This is a genomic window from Cupriavidus sp. TMH.W2 (assembly GCF_050847365.1).
Lineage (GTDB): Bacteria > Pseudomonadota > Gammaproteobacteria > Burkholderiales > Burkholderiaceae > Cupriavidus.
The window spans coordinates 3,674,392-3,694,230 of record NZ_CP193792.1 but is presented as its reverse complement, the minus strand read 5'-3'; the positions used below and the strand labels follow the sequence as shown (position 1 = coordinate 3,694,230).

Annotated in this window: 18 protein-coding genes; 16 read left to right on the top strand and 2 right to left on the bottom strand. The window is 64.4% G+C overall.

Translation table 11 applies throughout. The annotated features are described in order from the left end of the window. Positions 1-805: 805 nt before the first annotated feature. Positions 806-1,831 (bottom strand): IS110 family transposase, encoded by a 1,026-nt coding sequence (locus tag ACREYQ_RS17040; RefSeq protein ID WP_432257737.1) that lies wholly within the window; start codon positions 1,829-1,831, stop codon positions 806-808. Between the two features lie 349 nt (positions 1,832-2,180). Here ACREYQ_RS17040 and ACREYQ_RS17035 point away from each other — a divergent pair, with 349 nt between their 5' ends. The 3 genes from ACREYQ_RS17035 to ACREYQ_RS17025 are packed head-to-tail and all read left to right on the top strand — an operon-like array spanning position 2,181 to position 5,831. Further along, on the top strand, positions 2,181-3,233 hold the full coding sequence (locus ACREYQ_RS17035) for a branched-chain amino acid ABC transporter permease (protein ID WP_432258677.1): 1,053 nt from the start codon (positions 2,181-2,183) through the stop codon (positions 3,231-3,233). A 3-nt stretch (positions 3,234-3,236) separates the two neighbouring features. Next, the gene (locus ACREYQ_RS17030) at positions 3,237-5,078 is read left to right on the top strand and encodes a branched-chain amino acid ABC transporter ATP-binding protein/permease (protein WP_432258676.1); all 1,842 of its coding nucleotides are present in this window, start codon (positions 3,237-3,239) and stop codon (positions 5,076-5,078) included. Between the two features lie 9 nt (positions 5,079-5,087). Further along, positions 5,088-5,831 carry an ABC transporter ATP-binding protein gene (locus ACREYQ_RS17025; protein WP_432258675.1) on the top strand — a complete coding sequence of 248 codons (744 nt, stop codon included), beginning with the start codon at positions 5,088-5,090 and terminating at the stop codon, positions 5,829-5,831. A 412-nt stretch (positions 5,832-6,243) separates the two neighbouring features. Here ACREYQ_RS17025 and ACREYQ_RS17020 read toward each other — a convergent pair whose 3' ends face one another. Further along, positions 6,244-7,179 (bottom strand): LysR substrate-binding domain-containing protein, encoded by a 936-nt coding sequence (locus tag ACREYQ_RS17020; protein ID WP_432260437.1) that lies wholly within the window; start codon positions 7,177-7,179, stop codon positions 6,244-6,246. Between the two features lie 157 nt (positions 7,180-7,336). Between ACREYQ_RS17020 and ACREYQ_RS17015 the strand changes: the two genes are divergently transcribed. The 13 genes from ACREYQ_RS17015 to atpG all read left to right on the top strand — a co-directional run bounded on the left by ACREYQ_RS17015 (position 7,337) and on the right by atpG (position 19,822). Next, positions 7,337-8,332: a tripartite tricarboxylate transporter substrate binding protein BugE gene (locus ACREYQ_RS17015; RefSeq protein ID WP_432258674.1), complete on the top strand. Its 996-nt coding sequence runs from the start codon at positions 7,337-7,339 to the stop codon at positions 8,330-8,332. Between the two features lie 3 nt (positions 8,333-8,335). Then, entirely contained in the window at positions 8,336-9,208 is an 873-nt protein-coding gene (locus ACREYQ_RS17010) for an N-formylglutamate amidohydrolase (protein WP_432258673.1), read from the top strand. Positions 9,209-9,419: 211 nt separating this feature from the next. After that, the gene (gene mnmG, locus ACREYQ_RS17005; protein WP_432258672.1) at positions 9,420-11,378 is read left to right on the top strand and encodes a tRNA uridine-5-carboxymethylaminomethyl(34) synthesis enzyme MnmG; all 1,959 of its coding nucleotides are present in this window, start codon (positions 9,420-9,422) and stop codon (positions 11,376-11,378) included. Positions 11,379-11,399: 21 nt separating this feature from the next. Beyond that, a complete protein-coding gene (gene rsmG / locus ACREYQ_RS17000) occupies positions 11,400-12,101 on the top strand; it encodes a 16S rRNA (guanine(527)-N(7))-methyltransferase RsmG (RefSeq protein WP_432258671.1) in 702 nt (233 codons plus the stop codon). An 84-nt stretch (positions 12,102-12,185) separates the two neighbouring features. Beyond that, positions 12,186-12,959: a ParA family protein gene (locus ACREYQ_RS16995; RefSeq protein ID WP_432258670.1), complete on the top strand. Its 774-nt coding sequence runs from the start codon at positions 12,186-12,188 to the stop codon at positions 12,957-12,959. 14 nt (positions 12,960-12,973) lie between these two features. Further along, positions 12,974-13,876 carry a ParB/RepB/Spo0J family partition protein gene (locus ACREYQ_RS16990; protein WP_432258669.1) on the top strand — a complete coding sequence of 301 codons (903 nt, stop codon included), beginning with the start codon at positions 12,974-12,976 and terminating at the stop codon, positions 13,874-13,876. A gap of 354 nt (positions 13,877-14,230) precedes the next feature. After that, on the top strand, positions 14,231-14,737 hold the full coding sequence (locus ACREYQ_RS16985) for an ATP synthase subunit I (protein WP_432258668.1): 507 nt from the start codon (positions 14,231-14,233) through the stop codon (positions 14,735-14,737). Between the two features lie 244 nt (positions 14,738-14,981). Next, positions 14,982-15,848, top strand: coding sequence for a F0F1 ATP synthase subunit A (gene atpB / locus ACREYQ_RS16980; protein WP_432258667.1), 867 nt, complete (start codon positions 14,982-14,984; stop codon positions 15,846-15,848). A 61-nt stretch (positions 15,849-15,909) separates the two neighbouring features. Next, entirely contained in the window at positions 15,910-16,176 is a 267-nt protein-coding gene (gene atpE / locus ACREYQ_RS16975; protein WP_013958389.1) for a F0F1 ATP synthase subunit C, read from the top strand. 99 nt (positions 16,177-16,275) lie between these two features. Beyond that, complete coding sequence (locus ACREYQ_RS16970; protein ID WP_432258666.1) at positions 16,276-16,746, top strand: F0F1 ATP synthase subunit B; 471 nt, start codon at positions 16,276-16,278, stop codon at positions 16,744-16,746. Positions 16,747-16,748: 2 nt separating this feature from the next. Continuing rightward, positions 16,749-17,291, top strand: a complete 543-nt coding sequence (locus ACREYQ_RS16965) for a F0F1 ATP synthase subunit delta (RefSeq protein ID WP_432258665.1) — start codon at positions 16,749-16,751, stop codon at positions 17,289-17,291. Positions 17,292-17,330: 39 nt separating this feature from the next. Further along, the gene (gene atpA, locus ACREYQ_RS16960) at positions 17,331-18,872 is read left to right on the top strand and encodes a F0F1 ATP synthase subunit alpha (protein ID WP_171516233.1); all 1,542 of its coding nucleotides are present in this window, start codon (positions 17,331-17,333) and stop codon (positions 18,870-18,872) included. Positions 18,873-18,946: 74 nt separating this feature from the next. Then, positions 18,947-19,822 (top strand): F0F1 ATP synthase subunit gamma, encoded by an 876-nt coding sequence (gene atpG / locus ACREYQ_RS16955; protein WP_432258664.1) that lies wholly within the window; start codon positions 18,947-18,949, stop codon positions 19,820-19,822. Positions 19,823-19,839: the final 17 nt, after the last annotated feature.

Here is a 19,839-nt window from a genome sequence, read left to right as displayed (position 1 = left end):
GGCTGGCCACCCATTCCTCGGTGTTGGTGGTTCGGGCGGTGGTGATTTCCGTTCCATGGGGTAGGTGGTTCGACCCTGCTACGCTCCCGGGATGTGCCTTGCGTCCAGGGACTATTGGACGAACCCGACTTTAGGCCGTTGGCAGCCTGCTAACGAGGTTATCGGTAGGACGCCTACGGCTGCGCTGCGCGCACTCAGTATCGTAGGTCGGGGGCTCGGGCACGGAGTGCGTCGCTGCGCTCGCACGGCGTTGTCGCGGATGATGCCGGGCCAAAGGAAGAAATCAGGACGTGGCCGCTGGTTCTGCCACGTTAGGATGTGCGCGCAGCGCAGCCGAAGGCGTCCGACCGACGACTTGGTTAGTAGGCTGCCAACAGCCTAAAGTCGGGTTCGTCCAATAGTCCGTGGAAGCAGGCACAGACAGGGTGCGTAGCAGGGTCGAACCACCAACCTCATGGACTGGAAATCACCGCCGCTGGAACCACCCCCGCCGAGGAATTGGTGGCCAGCCGCCAGAGGCGACGCGTTTTTGGTTACTTATATGAACGCGCCCCGGTTTGCAAGGTAAAGCCAACATCAGGCTTGGACAGGATTGGCTGCAGACTTATATCCGGCCTTGCGGTGCAGGCCTGGCCTGCAGGCCCTGATGGATTTCGCCGGGAGTGTCCCTATCTTTTGGCCGTGCTTTGAGCACCAGTAACCAATTGGGCTTGCACTCCCGCGGTCCAACCTGTTTTGCCATCACGTGGACATTACCCTCGCAACCTGTGGACGGGTTCCTTGCTTGCTAGCTCAGGCCTGCCCGCTAGGCAGGCCTGACCGAGACGTAGTCTCGGTCATAGGTGCGGTCGTGGACCAACAGGGCCCAGATGGTACGCACCGTCTTGTTAGCCAGGGCAACAGCCGCGACGTTTTTCGGCCGTCGCTGGGCGAGCATCAGGCTCCAGCCGGGCTGGTTCTTTCTGCGCAGATGACTCAGCACGACCCGAGCGCCGTGAATCAGCAAGGTGCGCAGATAGGGGTCGCCGCGTTTGCTGATGCCGCTCAGCCAGACCTTGCCGCCGGTGCCGGTCTGTTTGGGCACTAGGCCAAGATAAGCCGCCAGTTGGCGCCCGGACTTGAAGGTGTGCGCGTCGCCAATGGTGGCAACCATGGCCGTGGCGGTAAGCATGCCGATGCCGGGAATGGCCAAAATCGTTTTGCAGGCCTGACTTTGCCGACCCCAGGTATCAATGCGTTGATCCAGGCGAGCTATCTCTTGATCGAGCCGTTCGATGCTTTGCAATTGTTCGCGCACGAACTCGAACAGCAAGGGCGGCACGTCCTGTTCGATTTCGTCCATTCGTTGCACGATTTCCTGCAGGCCAATCCGTAGCCCGGGACGGATCCGGATTCCGAACTCAAACAACGTGCCGCGCAATTGGTTGACCAGCATGGTGCGCATCTTCACGCGCAGCTGGCGCATGGCGTGCAGGCTGAGCACGCACTGTTGCGGCTCGGTCTTCGGGGCCACGAACGGCATCCCGGGCTGCTGCGCCGCGGTCCAGATAGCCTTGGCATCGGCCGCATCGGTTTTGTTCGTCTGCACGAACGGTCGCACGTACCTGGCGTGCAGCAGCACTGGCTCATGACCCAAGGCTTGCAGTTGGCGGGCCCACCAGTGCGCGCTGCCACATGCTTCGAGCGCGATACGTCCGGGCTCGCGATTCGCGAGAAACTCCAGCAGCTTGGGCCGGCTGAAGCGGCGGTTGGAACACTTGCCGGAAGGCTCGACCCAATAGAGCTGGAAGACAGTCTTTGCAATATCCAGGCCGTAAGTCGTAGTATTCATCTCGGGTCCCTCCATCCTCGCGTGGTTGGTGACACTCCCACTCTGGCACATCGATGCCGTTTCGTGATGGGGGACCCGCCTATCCTGTCACGTTTCCCCGGATGCACAACTGAACTACCGGCGCCTTTGATCGGAGGGCCGGGGCGCGTTCATTCCATCTTTTGTCGCTCGGACAAAAGTGACCCGCCCAGCAGGGCGGAACCAGGCGGTCCAACCTACGACAACATTGAACCCGACCTACATAACCAAAGCAGTCAATCCGCTTACCATCCAGTAATCCCAAAGCACACAGACCCCCTGTCAGCTCCCCCTATAAAGCAGGCAGGCATCCACAAAAGACGGGGAGACAATGGACTTATCAATCGCCGCCATCCTGGCCCAGGACGGCATCACCTCAGGCGCGATCTACGCGCTGCTGGCACTGGCCCTGGTGCTGGTGTTTTCGGTGACCCGCGTCATCTTCATCCCGCAAGGGGAATTCGTCGCCTACGGCGCGCTGACGCTGGCGGCGATGCAGGCCGGGCACGCGCCGCAGACCAGCTGGCTGCTGCTGGCGATGGGGGCGCTGACCTTCCTCTATGAGACCGTCACCGTGCTGCGCAGCGCCGAATTGCGGCGCACGCTGGGCCAGCGGCTGGCGGTGCTGGCCGGCAAGTACCTGGTGTTCCCGTTCGCGGTGCACTGGCTGGCGCAGCAGTACGGCGCGCAGCCGCTGCCGATGCTGGCGCAGATCGCGCTGACGCTGCTGATCATCATCCCGCTGGGTCCGATGCTCTACCGGCTGGCCTACCAGCCGCTGGCCGAAGCCAGCACGCTGGTGCTGCTGATCGTCTCGGTGGGCGTGCACTTTGCGCTGGTGGGGCTGGGGCTGGTGATGTTCGGCGCGGAGGGCTCGCGTACCAATGCGTTCTCGGACGCGCGCTTTGAGGTGGGCGCGCTCAGCATCTCGGGCCAGAGCCTGTGGATCGTGGGCGTGTCGGCGCTGCTGATCGGCGCGCTGTACTTCTATTTCGAGCGCACGCTGCAGGGCAAGGCGCTGCGCGCGACCGCGGTGAACCGGCTGGGTGCGCGCCTGGTCGGCATCGGCACCACGCAGGCGGGGCGGCTGTCGTTCACGCTGGCCGCGGCGATGGGCGCGCTGTGCGGCATCCTGATCGCGCCGCTGACCACGGTCTACTACGAGTCGGGTTTCCTGGTGGGCCTGAAGGGCTTTGTCGGCGCCATCGTCGGCGGGCTGGTGAGCTATCCGGTGGCGGCGCTGGGCGCGCTGCTGGTGGGGCTGCTCGAATCCTATTCGTCCTTCTGGGCCAGCGCGTTCAAGGAGGTCATCGTCTTCACACTGATCATTCCGGTGCTGCTGTGGCGCTCGCTGACGAGCAAGCATGTCGAGGAGGAGGAATAAGCCATGACCATGCTGACCGACAAGCAGGCGGGCGTTGCCGGTGCCGAGGCCGGCAGCCGTGCGCGGGTCAACCGCAACCGGCTGCTGGTGCTGGCTTTCATCGTGGTGCTGGCGCTCTTGCCGGTGCTGCCGACACCGGAGTTCTGGATCACGTTGGGCAATTACATCGGCCTGTACAGCATCGTCGCGATCGGGCTGGTGCTGCTGACCGGGGTGGGCGGCATGACCTCGTTCGGGCAGGCCGCGTTCGTGGGGCTGGGCGCGTACAGCACTGCGTACCTGACCACGCAGTTCGGGCTGTCGCCGTGGTTCGGGCTGATGGTGGGGCTGGTGATCACGATGGCATCGGCCTATGTGATCGGCCTGATCACGATGCGCATGTCCGGCCACTACCTGCCGCTGGCGACCATTGCCTGGGGCCTGTCGCTGTTCTTCCTGTTCGGCAACCTGGAGTTCCTGGGCAAGTATGACGGCCTGAACGGCATCCCGGTGCTGTCGTTCTTCGGCATCGAGCTGCAGTCCGGGCGCTCGATGTTCTACCTGATCTGGGCCGTGGTGCTGCTGGCCGTGCTGGCGATGCAGAACCTGCTGAACTCGCGCCCGGGCCGCGCCATTCGCGCGCTCAAGGGCGGCGGCGTGATGGCCGAGGCCATGGGCGTGAACACCGCCTGGATGAAGGTGGTGATCTTTGTGGTCGCGGCGATCCTGGCCTGCGTGTCGGGCTTTCTGTACGCGCACCTGCAGCGCGCGGTGAACCCGACGCCGTTCGGTCTGAACTACGGCATCGAATACCTGTTCATGGCCGTGGTCGGCGGCGTGGGCCATGTGTGGGGCGCGGTGCTGGGCGCGGGCGTCCTGACCATCCTGAAGGATGTGCTGCAGGGCGTGCTGCCCAAGCTGCTCGGTGCCAATGGCAACTTCGAGATCATCGTCTTCGGTGTGCTGCTGGTGCTGCTGCTGCAATACGCGCGCGATGGCATCTGGCCGTTTCTGCGGCGTCTGGTTCCGTCGGGTCCGCCGGTACTGGCGCCGGCGCAGGCCGAGGCACTGGCCGTGCGCCAGAAGCCCGAGGCCGGCGAGCTGATCCTGGACGTGCGCGCGGCGCGCAAGGAGTTCGGCGGGCTGGTGGCGGTCAACGATGTCAGCTTCGAGGTGCGCGCGGGCGAGATCATCGGGCTGATCGGCCCCAATGGTGCGGGCAAGTCCACCACCTTCAACCTGGTGACTGGCGTGCTGCCGGTCACGCGCGGTGAAGTCCGTTATCGCGGCGAGGTGATCTCGGGCCTGCCGTCGCGCGAGATCGTCAAGCGCGGCATCGGCCGCACCTTCCAGCACGTGCATTTGCTGCCGACCATGACGGTGCTGGAGAACGTGGCCATCGGCGCGCACCTGCGCGGCGACTTCCGTGCCCAGGGCGGCGTCTCGGCGGCGATCCTGCGCATGAACAAGGCCGAGGAAGAGAAGCTGCTGTTTGAAGCGAAGCGCCAGCTTGAGCGCGTGGGCCTGGCCGACTGCATGTACATGGAAGCCGGCAGCCTCGCGCTGGGTCAGCAGCGCATCCTGGAAATCGCGCGCGCACTGTGCTGTGACCCGGCGCTGCTGTTGCTCGACGAGCCGGCAGCGGGCCTGCGCTACAAGGAGAAGCAGGCGCTGGCCGAGCTGCTGCGCAAGCTCAAGGGCGAGGGCATGAGCGTGCTGCTGGTCGAGCACGACATGGACTTCGTGATGAACCTGACCGACCGGCTGGTGGTGATGGAATTCGGCACGCGCATTGCCGAGGGCGTGCCCGAGGAAGTGCAGAAGAACCCGGCGGTGCTGGAAGCCTACCTCGGTGGCGTGGAATAAGGACCGGACATGAGCCTGATTCTCGAAGTGAAGGACCTCCACGTCCGCTACGGCAAGGTGGAAGCGGTGCACGGGGCCAACCTGAAGGTGGAGGCCGGCCAGATCGTCACGGTGATCGGCCCCAATGGTGCCGGCAAGTCGACCATGCTCAATGCGGTGATGGGTGCGCTCCCGGTGACGGGGTCGTCGACCGGCGCGGTCAGCTACCTTGGCCACGACATGGCCGGCATCCCGGTGGAGGGCCGTATCGCGCGCGGCATGTGCCTGGTGCCGGAGAAGCGCGAGCTGTTTGCATCGATGACGGTGGAGGACAACCTGCAGCTTGGCGCCTTCCGCCGCAAGCGCGCCGGCGAGAAGAACTACCTGGACCAGATGGACGTGGTCTACGGCCTGTTCCCGCGCCTGCGTGAGCGCGCCCGCCAGGACGCCGGCACGCTCTCTGGCGGCGAACGCCAGATGCTGGCGGTGGGCCGCGCACTGATGGCCAAGCCGCAACTGCTGATGCTGGACGAGCCCAGCCTTGGCCTGGCGCCGCTGATCGTCAAGGAGATCTTCCACATCATCAGCAACCTGCGCCAGACCGGTGTGGCCACGCTGCTGATCGAGCAGAACGCGCGCGCCGCGCTGCAGGTGGCTGACTACGGCTATGTGATCGAAACCGGGGACATGGCGATGCAAGGGCCGGCGGACGAGCTGGCGGCGAACCCGAAGGTGATCGAAACCTACCTTGGGCTGGCAAAAAAGGCGGCATAAGCTGTAATGCTGTTCAGTTAACCACCGTCGTTCCCGCGCAGGCGGGAACCCAGTGACTTCATCCCCGAAGGGGACGTGAAAGACGCTGGATTCCCGCCTGCGCGGGAATGACAGTAGCGTTTGATACCTTAACTGAACAGCATTACGGCATAAGCTGCCTGGTTTTCGCCAGGGGAATGAGGGCCTGCAAATGCAGGCCCTCTGCTATTGGTGGTGTGAATAACTTTGGGGATAACCCAATTCGAAGAGGCTTTGGCGCGATGTCGCGGCTGGCGCACTGATGTAGGTACGCAGATATCCGCTGGATGAATTTTTGCCTGCCTACTCTGCGAAAAAGCATCCATACAGATGATAGATTAGTAAATATTATTCCCGGGATGGATGTATATCCGCCTTGATGCGAAGATGAAACTCATGCGGAGAATAAAGTGTTGGTGTCGCTGCCTGTGTCTTTCGCTGCGGTCTCCAGCAGCCAATCCCGGAAGCAGTTCAGCGCCGGATGATCGCGCCGTTCCTTCGGCGCACACAGGAAATAGCCGCGTTGCAGCGAAATTGGCAGGTCAAACGGCGCCGTGACGCGTCCGGCGGCAATTTCGTCGCGCACCAGGCAGCGCTGCAGCACGGCGACGCCGATGTCGGCGCGCACTGCCTGGATCAGGATCGAAACCTGGTCGAACGCTGTGGATAACCTTGGCGCAGCGTTGGGTACGCCGGCGGCCAGGAGCCAGTTTTGCCAGTTCGCCGGCGCGGTGGTGTGGTAGAGCAGGGGCTCGTCCAGCAACTCCGCGGGCGACTGCCAGCGGCCGGCCTCGCGGCGCGCACGGGCGCGGTCCGGATGGCAGACCGGCACCATTTCACGTCCCACGACGTAGTCGACCTGCAGGCCGGGCCACTTGCCGGCTTCACCGGCCAGGATGGCGGCGTCCGGTGACGGGCCGCAGAGATCCTCGTCGCGCTGGTACGGGACGAAGTTCAGCCGGATTTCCGGATGGCGGCGATGGAAGTCCGGCAGTCGCGGCACCAGCCAGACACTGGCCAGCGTGGGCACGACCGACAGTGTCAGGTGGTGCCGGCGGTCGCCGGCGCGCAGGGCGGCGCTGGCGTGCTCGATCGTGGCCAGCGGCTCGGCGACGGCATCGAGCAATTGCTGGCCGGCATCGGTCAGCATCAGCCGGTGCGCATTGCGTTGCAGTAGCGGCTGGCCGAAATGCGCTTCCAGCCGTGCGATGGCGCGGCTGATAGCGCCTTGCGTCACGCACAGTTCGTCGGCTGCGCGCGTGAAGCTGCCCAGCCGTGCCGCGGTGGCAAAGGCGTGCAGTTCGGACATCGATGGGGAATGCAGCCGCATGGCGGGGAAGGGCGAGGCCGGGGGGAAGTCAACTTCCGGAGCGGTCGCCGCAACAATGATCTTTGGTAATGCAAACGTGCAATATAGTCGTTTGTGCACAGCCGGTAAACGGCTGACACTCGCCCGGTTCATGCACAAAGCCAACAGGAGAAACCCCATGATCCGAGCCCGGATATCCCGCCGCCAGCTGCTGCTGTCCGGCACCGCTGCCGCCGCCACGCTGGCCCTTGCCGGCAGCGCCCTCGCGCAAGGCGACTACCCGACGCGCCCGATCCGCCTGATCGTGCCGTTCGCGGCCGGCGGCTCCACTGACCTGTCGGCGCGCCTGGTGGCTCAGTTTGCCGGCCGCGAGCTGGGCCAGACCATCGTGGTCGAGAACAAGGGCGGCGCCGGCGGCTCGGTGGGCATGGAGCAGGTGGCCAACGCCGCGCCGGATGGCTACACCATCGGCATGGCCACGGTCAGCACGCACGGTTCCAACCCCGCCGTATACCCGAAGCTCAAGTACGACCCGATCAAGGACTTTGCCCCGGTCACCAACGTGGTGTCGATGCCGAGCGTATTTACAGTGCACCCAAGCGTGCCGGCGAAAACCATGCAGGAATTCATTGCCCTGGCCAGGGCCAATCCCGGCAAGTATTCGGTGGCCTCGCCGGGCACGGGGACCCTCGGTCACGTAAACCTTGAGAACTTCCAGATGCTGGCGAAGATCGACCTGCTGCATGTGCCGTACAAGGGCGCCGGCCTGGGGCTCAATGATGCGGTGGCAGGGCAGGTCAATGCCATCTCGGACAACCTGGCCTCCGCGCTGCCTCACGTGAAGTCGGGCCGCCTGCGCGCGCTGGCGGTGCTTGGTGCCACGCGCTCGCCGCAGTTGCCAAATGTGCCTACCTATGCGGAGCTGGGCTACAAGGAAATGGGCGACGGCGGCTGGTTCGGCATCGTTGCGCCCGCGGGCACGCCGCCTGCCATCGTAGCAAGGCTGAACCAGGCCATCCACAAGGCCATGCAGAACCCCGAGTTCAAGCGCAAGGTGGAAGACTCCGGCGGCACGTTGGTGCCGACCACGCCGGAGCAGTTCAAGGCCCAGATCCAGCAGGCCATTGCACGCTACGCCCGCGTCGCCAAGGCCGCCAACATCCAACTGGACTGACGCATGGCTGAAGCGAATCACCTGGCCGCCGCCCTGCCGCCGGTCATTGTGCGCCTGCCGGAAGGGGAGGCGCTGCCGCTAGTGTGCGACTCGCCGCATAGCGGCACGGCGTACCCGGCCGACTTCGGCGCGGCAATTCCTGCCGCGCGCCTGCGCGGGGGCGAGGACACGCACGTCGATGCCTTGTGGGAGGCCGTGCCCGCAGCAGGCGGTACGCTGCTGGCGGCGACCTTCCCGCGCGTTTATATCGACCCGAACCGGATGGCCGACGACATCGACCCGGTGCAGATCGACGGCGCCTGGCCGACGGCGCTGGCCCCGGGGCCGAAGACGCAGCTGGGCTATGGCCTGATCTGGAGCCGGATTGATGCCAGCACGCCGATCTATGACCGGCGCCTGTCCGTGGCGGAAGTGCAGAGCCGGATCGACCGCTACTACTGGCCGTACCATGCGGCGCTGGCCGAGGCGGTGGAGGGCGCCTACCAGCGCTTTGGCGCGCTCTGGCATCTGAACCTGCACTCCATGCCCAACAACGCCTACGAGCGGCTCAAGATCGACAGCCCGCACCCGCTGGCGGACTTTGTGCTGGGCGACCGGGACGGTACCACCTGCGAGCCGGGGCTGGTCGACCTGGTCGAACGGGAGTTGCGCGGCATGGGCTACACGGTGGCTTGTAACGATCCATACAAGGGCGTGCAGCTGATCGCCCAGATCGGTCGGCCGGCTGAGCGGCGCAACAGCCTGCAGATCGAGATTCGGCGGCCGCTGTATATGGATGAGGTGACGCGGGAGCGCAATGCCGGATTCGTCACGCTGCAGCGTGACCTTGCCAAGCTGACGGAGCGGGTGGCGGGTTATATCCGCTCGCAACTCTGAGGCGCTTGTTCCACGTGAAACATCCGGCCGGGCCATGTGCCCGGCCTTTTTGTTTCACGTGGAACATAACGTCGCTTTCGAGCGACTTGGCGGGTATCGTCAACGCCATGTTTCACGTGAAACATGTTGTCGGTCGGAAGGCGGCCAGTCGAATGCCGCTATAATTTCGCATTCCCGTATTTTCCCGCCAGCCTCCCGGAGGAGGTGTCCCATGCTTTACCCAAAAGAATTCGATGTCATCGTCGTCGGCGGTGGCCATGCCGGCACTGAAGCTGCACTCGCCGCGGCCCGTATGGGCTGCCAGACGCTGCTGCTGACCCACAACATCGAGACGTTGGGCCAGATGAGCTGCAACCCGTCCATCGGCGGCATCGGCAAGGGACACCTGGTCAAGGAAGTGGACGCGATGGGCGGTGCCATGGCCGCCGCCACGGACGAGGCCGGTATCCAGTTCCGCATCCTGAACTCCAGCAAGGGCCCGGCGGTGCGCGCCACGCGCGCCCAGGCCGACCGCGTGCTGTACCGCAAGGCGATCCGTACCAGGCTGGAGAACCAGCCGAACCTGATGCTGTTCCAGCAGGCCGTGGACGACCTGATGGTGGAGGGCGACCGCGTGGTCGGCGCCATGACGCAGGTTGGCATCGCCTTCCGCGGCCGCGCGGTCGTGCTGACAGCCGGCACCTTCCTGGATGGCAAGATCCATGTCGGGCTGGATAACTACACCGGCGGCCGCGCCGGCGACCCGGCGGCGGTGTCGCTGTCGGCGCGCCTGAAGGACCTGAAGCTGCCGCAAGGGCGCCTGAAGACCGGCACGCCGCCGCGCATCGATGGCCGCACCATCGACTTCTCGGTGATGGAAGAGCAGCCCGGCGACCTGGATCCGGTGCCCGTGTTCTCGTTCCTGGGCCGCCCGGAGCAGCACCCGCAACAGTTGCCTTGCTGGATCACCCATACCAACGGCCGGACCCACGACATCATTCGCGGCGGGCTGGACCGCTCGCCGATGTACACCGGCGTGATCGAAGGGGTAGGGCCGCGCTACTGCCCTAGCATCGAGGACAAGATCCATCGCTTTGCCAGCAAGGAGAGCCATCAGATCTTCCTGGAGCCCGAAGGCCTTACCACCAACGAGTTCTATCCCAACGGGATCTCGACCAGCCTGCCGTTCGACGTGCAGCTGGAGTTGGTGCACTCGATCCGCGGCCTGGAGAACGCGCATATCCTGCGCCCCGGCTACGCGATCGAGTACGACTACTTCGATCCGCGCGGGCTGAAAGCGTCGCTGGAAAGCAAGGCCATCCGTGGCCTGTTCTTCGCCGGTCAGATCAACGGCACCACCGGCTATGAAGAAGCCGCCGCTCAGGGCCTGCTGGCCGGCATCAACGCGGGCTGCTATGTGCGCGAACGCGATGCATGGACGCCGCGCCGCGACCAGGCCTACCTGGGCGTGTTGGTCGACGACCTGATCACGCGTGGCGTGACCGAGCCGTACCGTATGTTCACCAGCCGCGCGGAGTTCCGCCTGAGCCTGCGTGAAGACAATGCCGATATGCGCCTGACCGAGGTCGGCCGCGAACTGGGCGTGGTCGATGACGCGCGCTGGGATGCTTTCAACCGCAAACGCGACGCTGTTTCACGTGAAACAGAGCGCCTGAAGAGCACATGGGTGAACCCGGCCATGCTGCCGGCCGAAGAGGCCGTGCCGCTGCTGGGCAAGCCGATCGAGCGCGAGTACAGCCTGGCCGACCTGCTGCGCCGGCCGGAAGTCCGCTACGAAGCACTGATGGCACTGCAGGGCGGTCGCCATGCCCCGGAAACCCCGCTGGACGCGGAGCCGATGCTGGCGGAACAGATCCGCGAGCAGATCGAGATCGGCATCAAGTACCACGGCTATATCGCCCGCCAGGCCGCCGAGGTCGACAAGCTGGAAGCCAACGAGGCGACGCGCCTGCCGGAAGGGCTGGATTACACCGAAGTGCGTGGCCTCGGTTTCGAGGTCAGCCAGAAGCTGAACCAGCACCGTCCCGAAACGCTGGGCCAGGCCTCGCGCATCTCCGGCGTGACGCCGGCTGCGATCTCGCTGCTGCTGGTGCACCTGAAGAAGAAGGGGCTGGGCCGCACGCGCGCAGAGTCGGGCTCACCGTCCGCCAACTCTGAAGAGGCAGCCTGAGTGGCCGGTCCGCGACACACCATGACCGACGACGCCACGCAGCGCCGTCGCCTTGAAGCCGGTCTCGAGGCGATCGGCCTGGCGCTCGCGCCGGCGCAGATCGACACGTTGTTCGCCTACCTGGCGCTGCTGCGCAAGTGGAACGGCGTCTATAACCTGACCGCGATCCGCCACCCCGACGAGATGCTAACGCATCACATGCTGGATTCGCTCGCTGCAGTGCCGGCGCTGGCCGAAGCCGCGCGTGCTGCAGAGGTAGGTACGCCGGCGCGGGGCAGAGTGCTCGACGTGGGTTCGGGTGGCGGCATGCCGGGCCTGCCATTGGCGATCGCCTGTCCCGATGTGTCGGTGCTGATGGTGGACATCGTGCAGAAGAAGACCGCGTTCCTGACGCAGTGCCGCGCGCAGCTCGGGCTGGCCAATGCCGCGGCGCACTGGGGACCGGTGGAGAAGCTGGACGACGACGTCGGCTTTGCCGTGATCACCTCGCGCGCGTTTGCCGAGCTGACGGACTTCGTGAACCTGTCGGGCCAGCTGCTGGCGCCGCGCGGCAAGCTGATCGCAATGAAGGGTGTTTATCCTCAGGCCGAGCTGGACCGCATGGAAGCTGCCGGGCTGATGGCGCAGTGGCAGGTCGATGCGGTGCCCCGCATCACGGTGCCGGGGCTGGATGCCGAGCGCCACCTGGTGGTGATGTCGCGGCGCGCAAGCGCCCACGCATGATGTACGCCGCGGCGCTGCACCCGGCGCCGCGAACTGCCAGCCCCGCGCTGGCCGGATGAATTGAAGCAGGAGCCTCAGTAGCTTATGGCCAAGGTATTCGTGATCGCCAACCAGAAGGGCGGGGTAGGCAAGACCACCACCACGGTGAACCTCGCCGCCGGCCTGGCCGCGCAGGACCAGCGCGTGCTGCTGGTCGACCTGGATCCGCAGGGCAATGCCTCGATGGGTTCGGGCATCGACAAGCAGGCGCTGGAGCACAGCGTGTACCAGGTGCTGGTCGGCCTCTCCAGCATCGCGCAGGCGCGCCAGCGTTCCGAGACCGGCAGGTACGACGTGCTGCCCGCCAACCGGGAACTGGCCGGCGCCGAAGTGGAGCTGGTCGACCTGGACCAGCGCGAGCGCCGGCTGCGCCAGGCTATCGCGGAAGTCGATGGCGAGTATGACTTCGTGCTGATCGACTGTCCGCCGTCGCTGTCGCTGCTGACGCTGAACGGGCTGTGCGCCGCGCATGGCGTGATCGTGCCGATGCAGTGCGAGTACTTTGCGCTGGAAGGGCTGTCGGACCTGGTCAACACCATCAAGCAGGTGCACGCCAACCTGAACCGCGACCTGCAGGTGATCGGCCTGCTGCGCGTCATGTTCGATCCGCGCGTCACGCTGCAACAGCAGGTGTCGGCGCAACTAGAATCGCACTTCGGCGAGAAGGTCTTCAAGACCCTGATCCCGCGCAATGTGCGGCTGGCCGAGGCACCGTCCTATGGCATGCCGGGCGTGGCGTTCGATCCGTCATCGAAGGGTGCCAAGGCGTACCTGGATTTCGGCGCCGAGATGATCGCGCGGGTCCGGCAGCTGGGCTGAAGGAGAGGGCAAGCATGAGCACTGCAAAGAAGAAGGGCCTCGGCCGCGGCCTGGAAGCGCTGTTGGGCGGGCCGGCTGAAATCGTTGAATCGGTGAAGCAGGAGGGCGCGCCCACGGTGCTGCACCTGAACCAGCTGCAGCCCGGCAAGTACCAGCCGCGCACGCGCATGGATGAAGGCGCGCTGCAGGAGCTGGCTGCCAGCATCCGCGCACAGGGACTGATGCAGCCGATCCTGGTGCGCCGCGTGGCCGAGCCCGACCGCTACGAGATCATCGCGGGCGAGCGGCGCTTCCGCGCGTCCAGGCTGGCCGGCCTGGACAAGGTGCCGGTGCTGGTGAAGGACGTGGCCGACGAAGCCGCGGCCGCGATGGCGCTGATCGAGAATATCCAGCGCGAAGACCTGAACCCGCTGGAAGAGGCGCAGGGCATCATGCGCCTGATCCGCGAATTCAGTTTCACGCACGAGCAGGCGGCCGAGTCGGTCGGCCGCTCGCGCAGCGCGGTGTCGAACCTGCTGCGCCTGCTGAACCTGGCCGCGCCGGTGCAGACCATGCTGATGGCGGGCGATCTCGACATGGGCCACGCGCGCGCGCTGCTGGCAGTGGATGGCGCCAGCCAGATCACGCTGGCCAACCAGATCGTCAACAAGCGGCTGTCGGTGCGCGAGACCGAGAAGCTGGTGGCATCGACGCTCAAGCCGTTCGACCTGAAGTCGCTCAAGCAGAAGGGCGTCAATAATGTGCGCGACGTGGCGCGGCTGGAAGAAGAGCTGTCGGATGCGCTGGGGCTGGCGGTGCAGATCAAGCTGGGCGCACGCGGCAAGGGCCAGCTCACCATTCACTTCAGCAACAACGATGCGCTCGAAGGCGTGCTTGTGCGCCTGCGCGAATCCACGGAAGGGCAGAAGGTCGCCTGAGGCTGCGGGCGAGGGCGCAAGCGAAGCCGCGCACGCAATTCGGTGCGATTAACGGCCGTCGCGACGATGACTGTTGCGTGCACGCTGCACTGGCCGTTCCAATTGCCGGTATACACACTGCGTACCCGGTAATCCCTCATCATGCGCGGGGTTCCCTGCGCAATCCAATTACGTCAAACATCATTGCCGCGCAATTATTGCGCGGCCATCATGCAATCGTGATGGCAACCGTTGTGCGCAACGCACTGCAAGGCAAATGTAAGCAGATTGACGCGAATCAGTAGTTCCCCTTAAAATCGTGCGGTTTGAATTCTGGTCGGGCCGAAAAGTTCCGGCCTGGAATAAGGCAGGCAGGTGGTGGTTCGAGACCGTCAGCAACGAGGCGCCGGCTCCCGTCAGGAAGATGACTGGGACGACTGGAAAGAAGGCGCAGACCGTGAGGAAGAAGCTGTCGATCCGCTGTCGCACGCCGAGGCGGTAACGCTGTTTGGCGAGCGCGCACTGCGCCCTTCGCGCATGACCCCGGGCAAGGTTGTCCTGGCGCAGGTGTTGGTTTCCCTGCTGTCGGCACTGTGCTGGGCGCTGTTTGCGAAAGAGCCGGCGCCATATGGGTGGTCGGCACTGTTCGGCGGCATGGTGTGCTTCGTGCCGAGCGGATTGTTCGCACTGCGCCTGTGGCTGGCGCGCGACCGGGCTTCGGTCGGCGGCCTGGTGCTGGGCGAGGCGATCAAGGTCTTTGCCACGGTGGCACTGCTGGTGCTGGTCGTGGTGCTGTACCGGGATCTGCGCTGGGTGCCGATGCTGGTCACGTTCCTGCTCGCACTCAAGACATATTGGGTGGTGGCCCTGCTGATGCGCTAGGCCAGCCGCTCGAAAACGGTGCTTCATCCGGAAGTGGGGCACCGAAACGGAATATCAAGAGTTTTCCGTGACGGTTTCAAAGCGGCTTTCATCGCCGTGACACCGGGCACGGCCAAGGTTGGACCCCGCTTGCATTGCGGTGACCGGCGCATCCGCCGAAGGCAATGCAAGACGCGTACCGGGCGTTTGCCAGACAGTGGCGGCGCGCGGCCTGAAGATTTCGCAATATACCGTTCGTATCGACATGTCTGATGCTACCCAAGGCGCCGAACACGCGCTGACACCCTCCGGCTATATCGCCGAACACTTGCAGAACTTGAACTCGGTCGGCGGCAAGCAAGCGTCGGTGGTCGATTTCTCCGTGCTCAACTACGACACGGTGTTCTGGTCCGTGCTGTGCGGCGCCATCGCCGTGCTGTTCCTGTACGCTGCCGCGCGCCGCGTTACCCCCGGCGTGCCGGGCCGCTTCCAGGCCTTCGTCGAGATGATCGTCGAGATGGTCGACGACCAGGCCAAGGGCATCATCCACGGCGACCGTTCCTGGATTGCGCCGCTGGCGCTGATGGTGTTCTGCTGGATCACCATGATGAACGCGATCGACCTGATTCCGGTCGACTGGGTCACCGGCCTGAACAACCTGCTGGGCATCTTCCACATCCATCTCCCGCACCACCGCGCGGTAGCCACGGCCGACCTGAACGGCACGCTGGGCATGTCGTGCTCGGTGCTGGTGCTGATGATCTACTACAGCTTCAAGATCAAGGGCACGGGCGGCTTCATGCACGAGCTGTTCTCGGCCCCGTTCGGCGCCAAGTGGTACCTGGCCCCGTTCAACCTGATCCTGAACCTGATCGAATTCCTGGCCAAGGCCGTTTCGCTCGGCATGCGGTTGTTCGGCAACATGTACGCCGGCGAACTCGTGTTCCTGCTGATCGCGCTGCTGGGTTCGATCTGGACGTTCGGCGCCGACCTGTCCGCGCTGGGTTTTGTCGGCCACGTGGTGGCCGGCACGGTATGGGCGATCTTCCACATCCTGATCGTCCTGCTCCAGGCCTTCATTTTCATGATGCTGACGCTGGTGTACATCGGCCAGGCTCACGATCACCACTGATTTCCGGTTTTTGGTTTTTTGGTTTTTTGGTTCTAAGTCTCTCTAAATTAAAGGAGTCATCATGCAAGCATTTCTCGCCAACATCCAGGGTCTGACCGCCATCGGTATCGGCATCATCATCGGCCTGGGCGCTATCGGCGCCTGCCTGGGCATCGCCCTGATGGGTGGCAAGTACATCGAAGCCTGCGCACGTCAGCCCGAGCTGATGAACCCGCTGCAAACCAAGATGTTCCTGCTGGCTGGCCTGATCGACGCTGCATTCCTGATCGGCGTGGGTGTTGCAATGCTGTTCGCCTTCGCCAACCCGCTGCTGGCTGTCATCAAGTAATTCTTTTCGGTCTGCATGATGCTGACGGGCGGCGCGGGCCACCAGCCCAGCCGCCTTTTGTGCATTTATCTGTAGTTTGATTACCGAAAGGAACACACCATGAATCTGAACGCAACGTTTTTTGCGCAGATGGTCGTGTTCTTCATCCTGTGGTGGGTTGTTGCCAAATTCATTTGGCCGCCGCTGGTGAAGGCGCTCGACGAACGCGCAAAGAAGATCGCCGATGGCCTCGCCGCTGCCGAGAAAGGCAAGGCCGAGCTCGAACTCGCCAACAAGCGTGTGGACCAGGCTATGGCCGAAGCCCGCACCGAGGGTGCACAACGCGTCGCTGACGCCGAGAAGCGCGCCCAGCTGACGGCAGACGAGATCAAGCAAAACGCCCAGGCAGAAGCCGCACGCATCATTGCCCAGGCCAAGGCCGAAGCAGAGCAGCAGGTTACCCGCGCACGCGAAACACTGCGTGACCAGGTTGCCGTGCTGGCCGTCAAGGGTGCCGAGCAGATCCTCAAGCGTGAAGTGAACGCGCAGGTCCACTCCGACCTGCTCAATCAACTCAAGGCTGAGCTCTAATCATGGCTGAAACCGCAACCATTGCCCGTCCCTACGCTGAGGCGCTGTTCCGCGTCGCCAGTGAATCGAGCGCAGGCAATCTGGGTGCATGGTCCGAGCTGGTGTCGGAGATGGGGCAGGTTGCTGCCAATCCCGACATGAAGGCGGTCGCCGACGATCCGAACGTTCCCGGCGATAAGCTGGCCGAACTGTTCCTGTCGGTGCTGAAGTCCCCGCTGAATGACGAAGCGCGCCGCTTCGTCAGGCTGCTGGTGGAGAACGGCCGCCTCACGGTGATGCCTGACATCGCCGAACAGTTCCATGCGCTCAAGAACGCCCGCGAAGGGTCGTCCGACGTCGAGATCACCAGCGCATTCCCGCTGGAAGATGGGCAGCTGAACGACCTGGTCGCCGCACTCGAACGCAAGTTCGGCCGCAAGCTGTACGCGCAGGTGGCGGTGGACCCGTCCCTGATCGGCGGCGTCAGCGTCAAGGTTGGCGACGAAGTGCTCGACACCTCCGTGCGCGCGCGCCTGGCAGCCATGCAAGTCGCGCTGACCGCCTGAACGCACCGGCCGACGGATTGAAGAATTAGGAGCATTGTGATGCAACTGAACCCCTCAGAAATCAGCGAGCTGATCAAGACCCGCATCTCGGGCCTTGGCGCTGAAGCTGAAGTGCGCAATACCGGCACGGTGATCTCCGTGACCGATGGCATCTGCCGCGTGCACGGCCTGTCCGGCGTGATGCAGGGCGAGATGCTGGAATTCCCCGGCAACACCTTCGGCCTCGCGCTGAACCTCGAGCGCGACTCGGTCGGCGCCGTGGTGCTGGGTGAGTACGAACACATTTCCGAAGGCGACACGGTCAAGTGCACCGGCCGCATTCTGGAAGTGCCGGTCGGCAAGGAACTGCTGGGCCGCGTGGTGAACACGCTGGGCCAGCCGATCGACGGCAAGGGCCCGATCAACGCCAAGGAAACGGACGTGATCGAGAAGGTCGCCCCGGGCGTGATCGCGCGTCAGTCGGTGAGCCAGCCGGTGCAGACCGGCCTGAAGTCGATCGACGCGATGGTGCCGATCGGCCGTGGCCAGCGCGAGCTGATCATTGGCGACCGCCAGACCGGCAAGACCGCCGTGGCTGTCGACGCCATCATCAACCAGAAGGGCAAGGGCGTCTTCTGCGTGTACGTGGCAATCGGCCAGAAGGCTTCGACCATCGCCAACGTGGTGCGCAAGCTGGAAGAGCACGGCGCGATGGAATACACCGTCGTCGTGGCCGCCGCCGCTTCGGACTCGGCTGCCATGCAGTACCTGGCTGCCTACGCCGGCTGCACCATGGGCGAGTACTTCCGCGACCGCGGCGAAGACGCGCTGATCGTCTATGACGACCTGACCAAGCAAGCCTGGGCCTACCGCCAGGTGTCGCTGCTGCTGCGCCGCCCGCCGGGCCGCGAAGCCTACCCGGGCGACGTGTTCTATCTGCACTCGCGCCTGCTGGAGCGTGCTGCCCGCGTGAACGCCGACTACGTCGAGAAGTTCACCAACGGCGCCGTCAAGGGCAAGACCGGTTCGCTGACCGCGCTGCCGGTGATCGAAACGCAGGCCGGCGACGTGTCCGCGTTCGTTCCGACCAACGTGATCTCGATCACGGACGGCCAGATCTTCCTGGAAACCGACCTGTTCAACGCCGGTATCCGCCCCGCCATCAACGCCGGTATCTCGGTGTCGCGCGTCGGTGGTGCTGCACAGACCAAGGTGGTGAAGAACCTGTCCGGCGGTATCCGTACCGACCTGGCCCAGTACCGTGAACTGGCTGCGTTCGCGCAGTTCGCTTCGGACCTGGACGACGCCACCCGCAAGCAGCTCGAGCGCGGCCGCCGCGTGACCGAACTGCTCAAGCAGCCGCAATACCAGCCGCTGCAAGTGTGGCAGCTGGCCGCGTCGCTGTTCGCCGCCAACAACGGCTTCCTCGACAACGTGGAAGTGAAGGACATTCTGCCGTTCGAGAAGGGCCTGCACGACCATCTGAAGACCAAGTACGCCGATCTCATCAATCGCATCGAAGAGACCAAGCAGCTCTCGAAGGAAGATGAGCCCGCCCTGCGTGCCGCTGTCGAGGATTTCAAGAAGTCCGCCGCGTTCTAACCGCGTGATTCCACGACACCGCCGCCGCGCCTGGCTCACGCCGGCGCGGCGATGGTTCGGATGGAGAGGAAGATATGGCCGGAACGAAAGAGATTCGAACCAAGATCAAGAGCGTGCAGAACACGCGCAAGATCACCAAGGCGATGGAGATGGTCGCCGCGTCCAAGATGCGCAAGGCGCAGGAGCGGATGCGCAACGCCCGTCCCTATGCCGAGAAAGTGCGCAACATCGCGGCGCACCTGGCTACGGCCAACCCCGAGTTCAAGCACCCGTTCATGCAGGAGCGCGAAGTCAAGCGCGTCGGCATGATCGTGGTCACGACCGACAAGGGGCTGTGCGGCGGCCTGAACACGAACGTGTTGCGCGCGGTCACCAATGAGCTGAAGAGCCTGCAAGGCCGTGGCGTGGACGTGCGAGCGACCGCCATCGGCACCAAGGGCATGCAGTTCCTCGGTCGTATCGGCGCCAAGGTGGTTTCGCACGTGGTGCACCTCGGTGACACCCCGCATCTGGAAAAGCTGATCGGCGCGATCAAGGTCCAGCTCGACGCTTTCACCAATGGTGAAGTCGATGCGGTGTACCTGGCGTACACCAAATTCATCAACACGATGAAGCAGGAACCGATGGTTGAGCAGCTGCTGCCGCTCGCCGCCGACAAGCTGGTCCAGACCGAAGATGAAAAGCGCGCCTACTCGTGGGATTACATCTACGAGCCCGACGCCCAGACCGTAGTGGAGGAGCTGCTCGTCCGCTACGTCGAGGCACTGGTGTACCAGGCCGTGGCCGAGAACATGGCGTCCGAGCAATCGGCGCGCATGGTGGCCATGAAGGCTGCGTCCGACAACGCCAAGAACGTGATCGGCGAACTGCAACTGGTCTACAACAAGACCCGTCAGGCCGCGATTACCAAGGAACTGTCGGAAATCGTCAGCGGTGCAGCTGCGGTCTAAGGCGTCACGAATTCAAG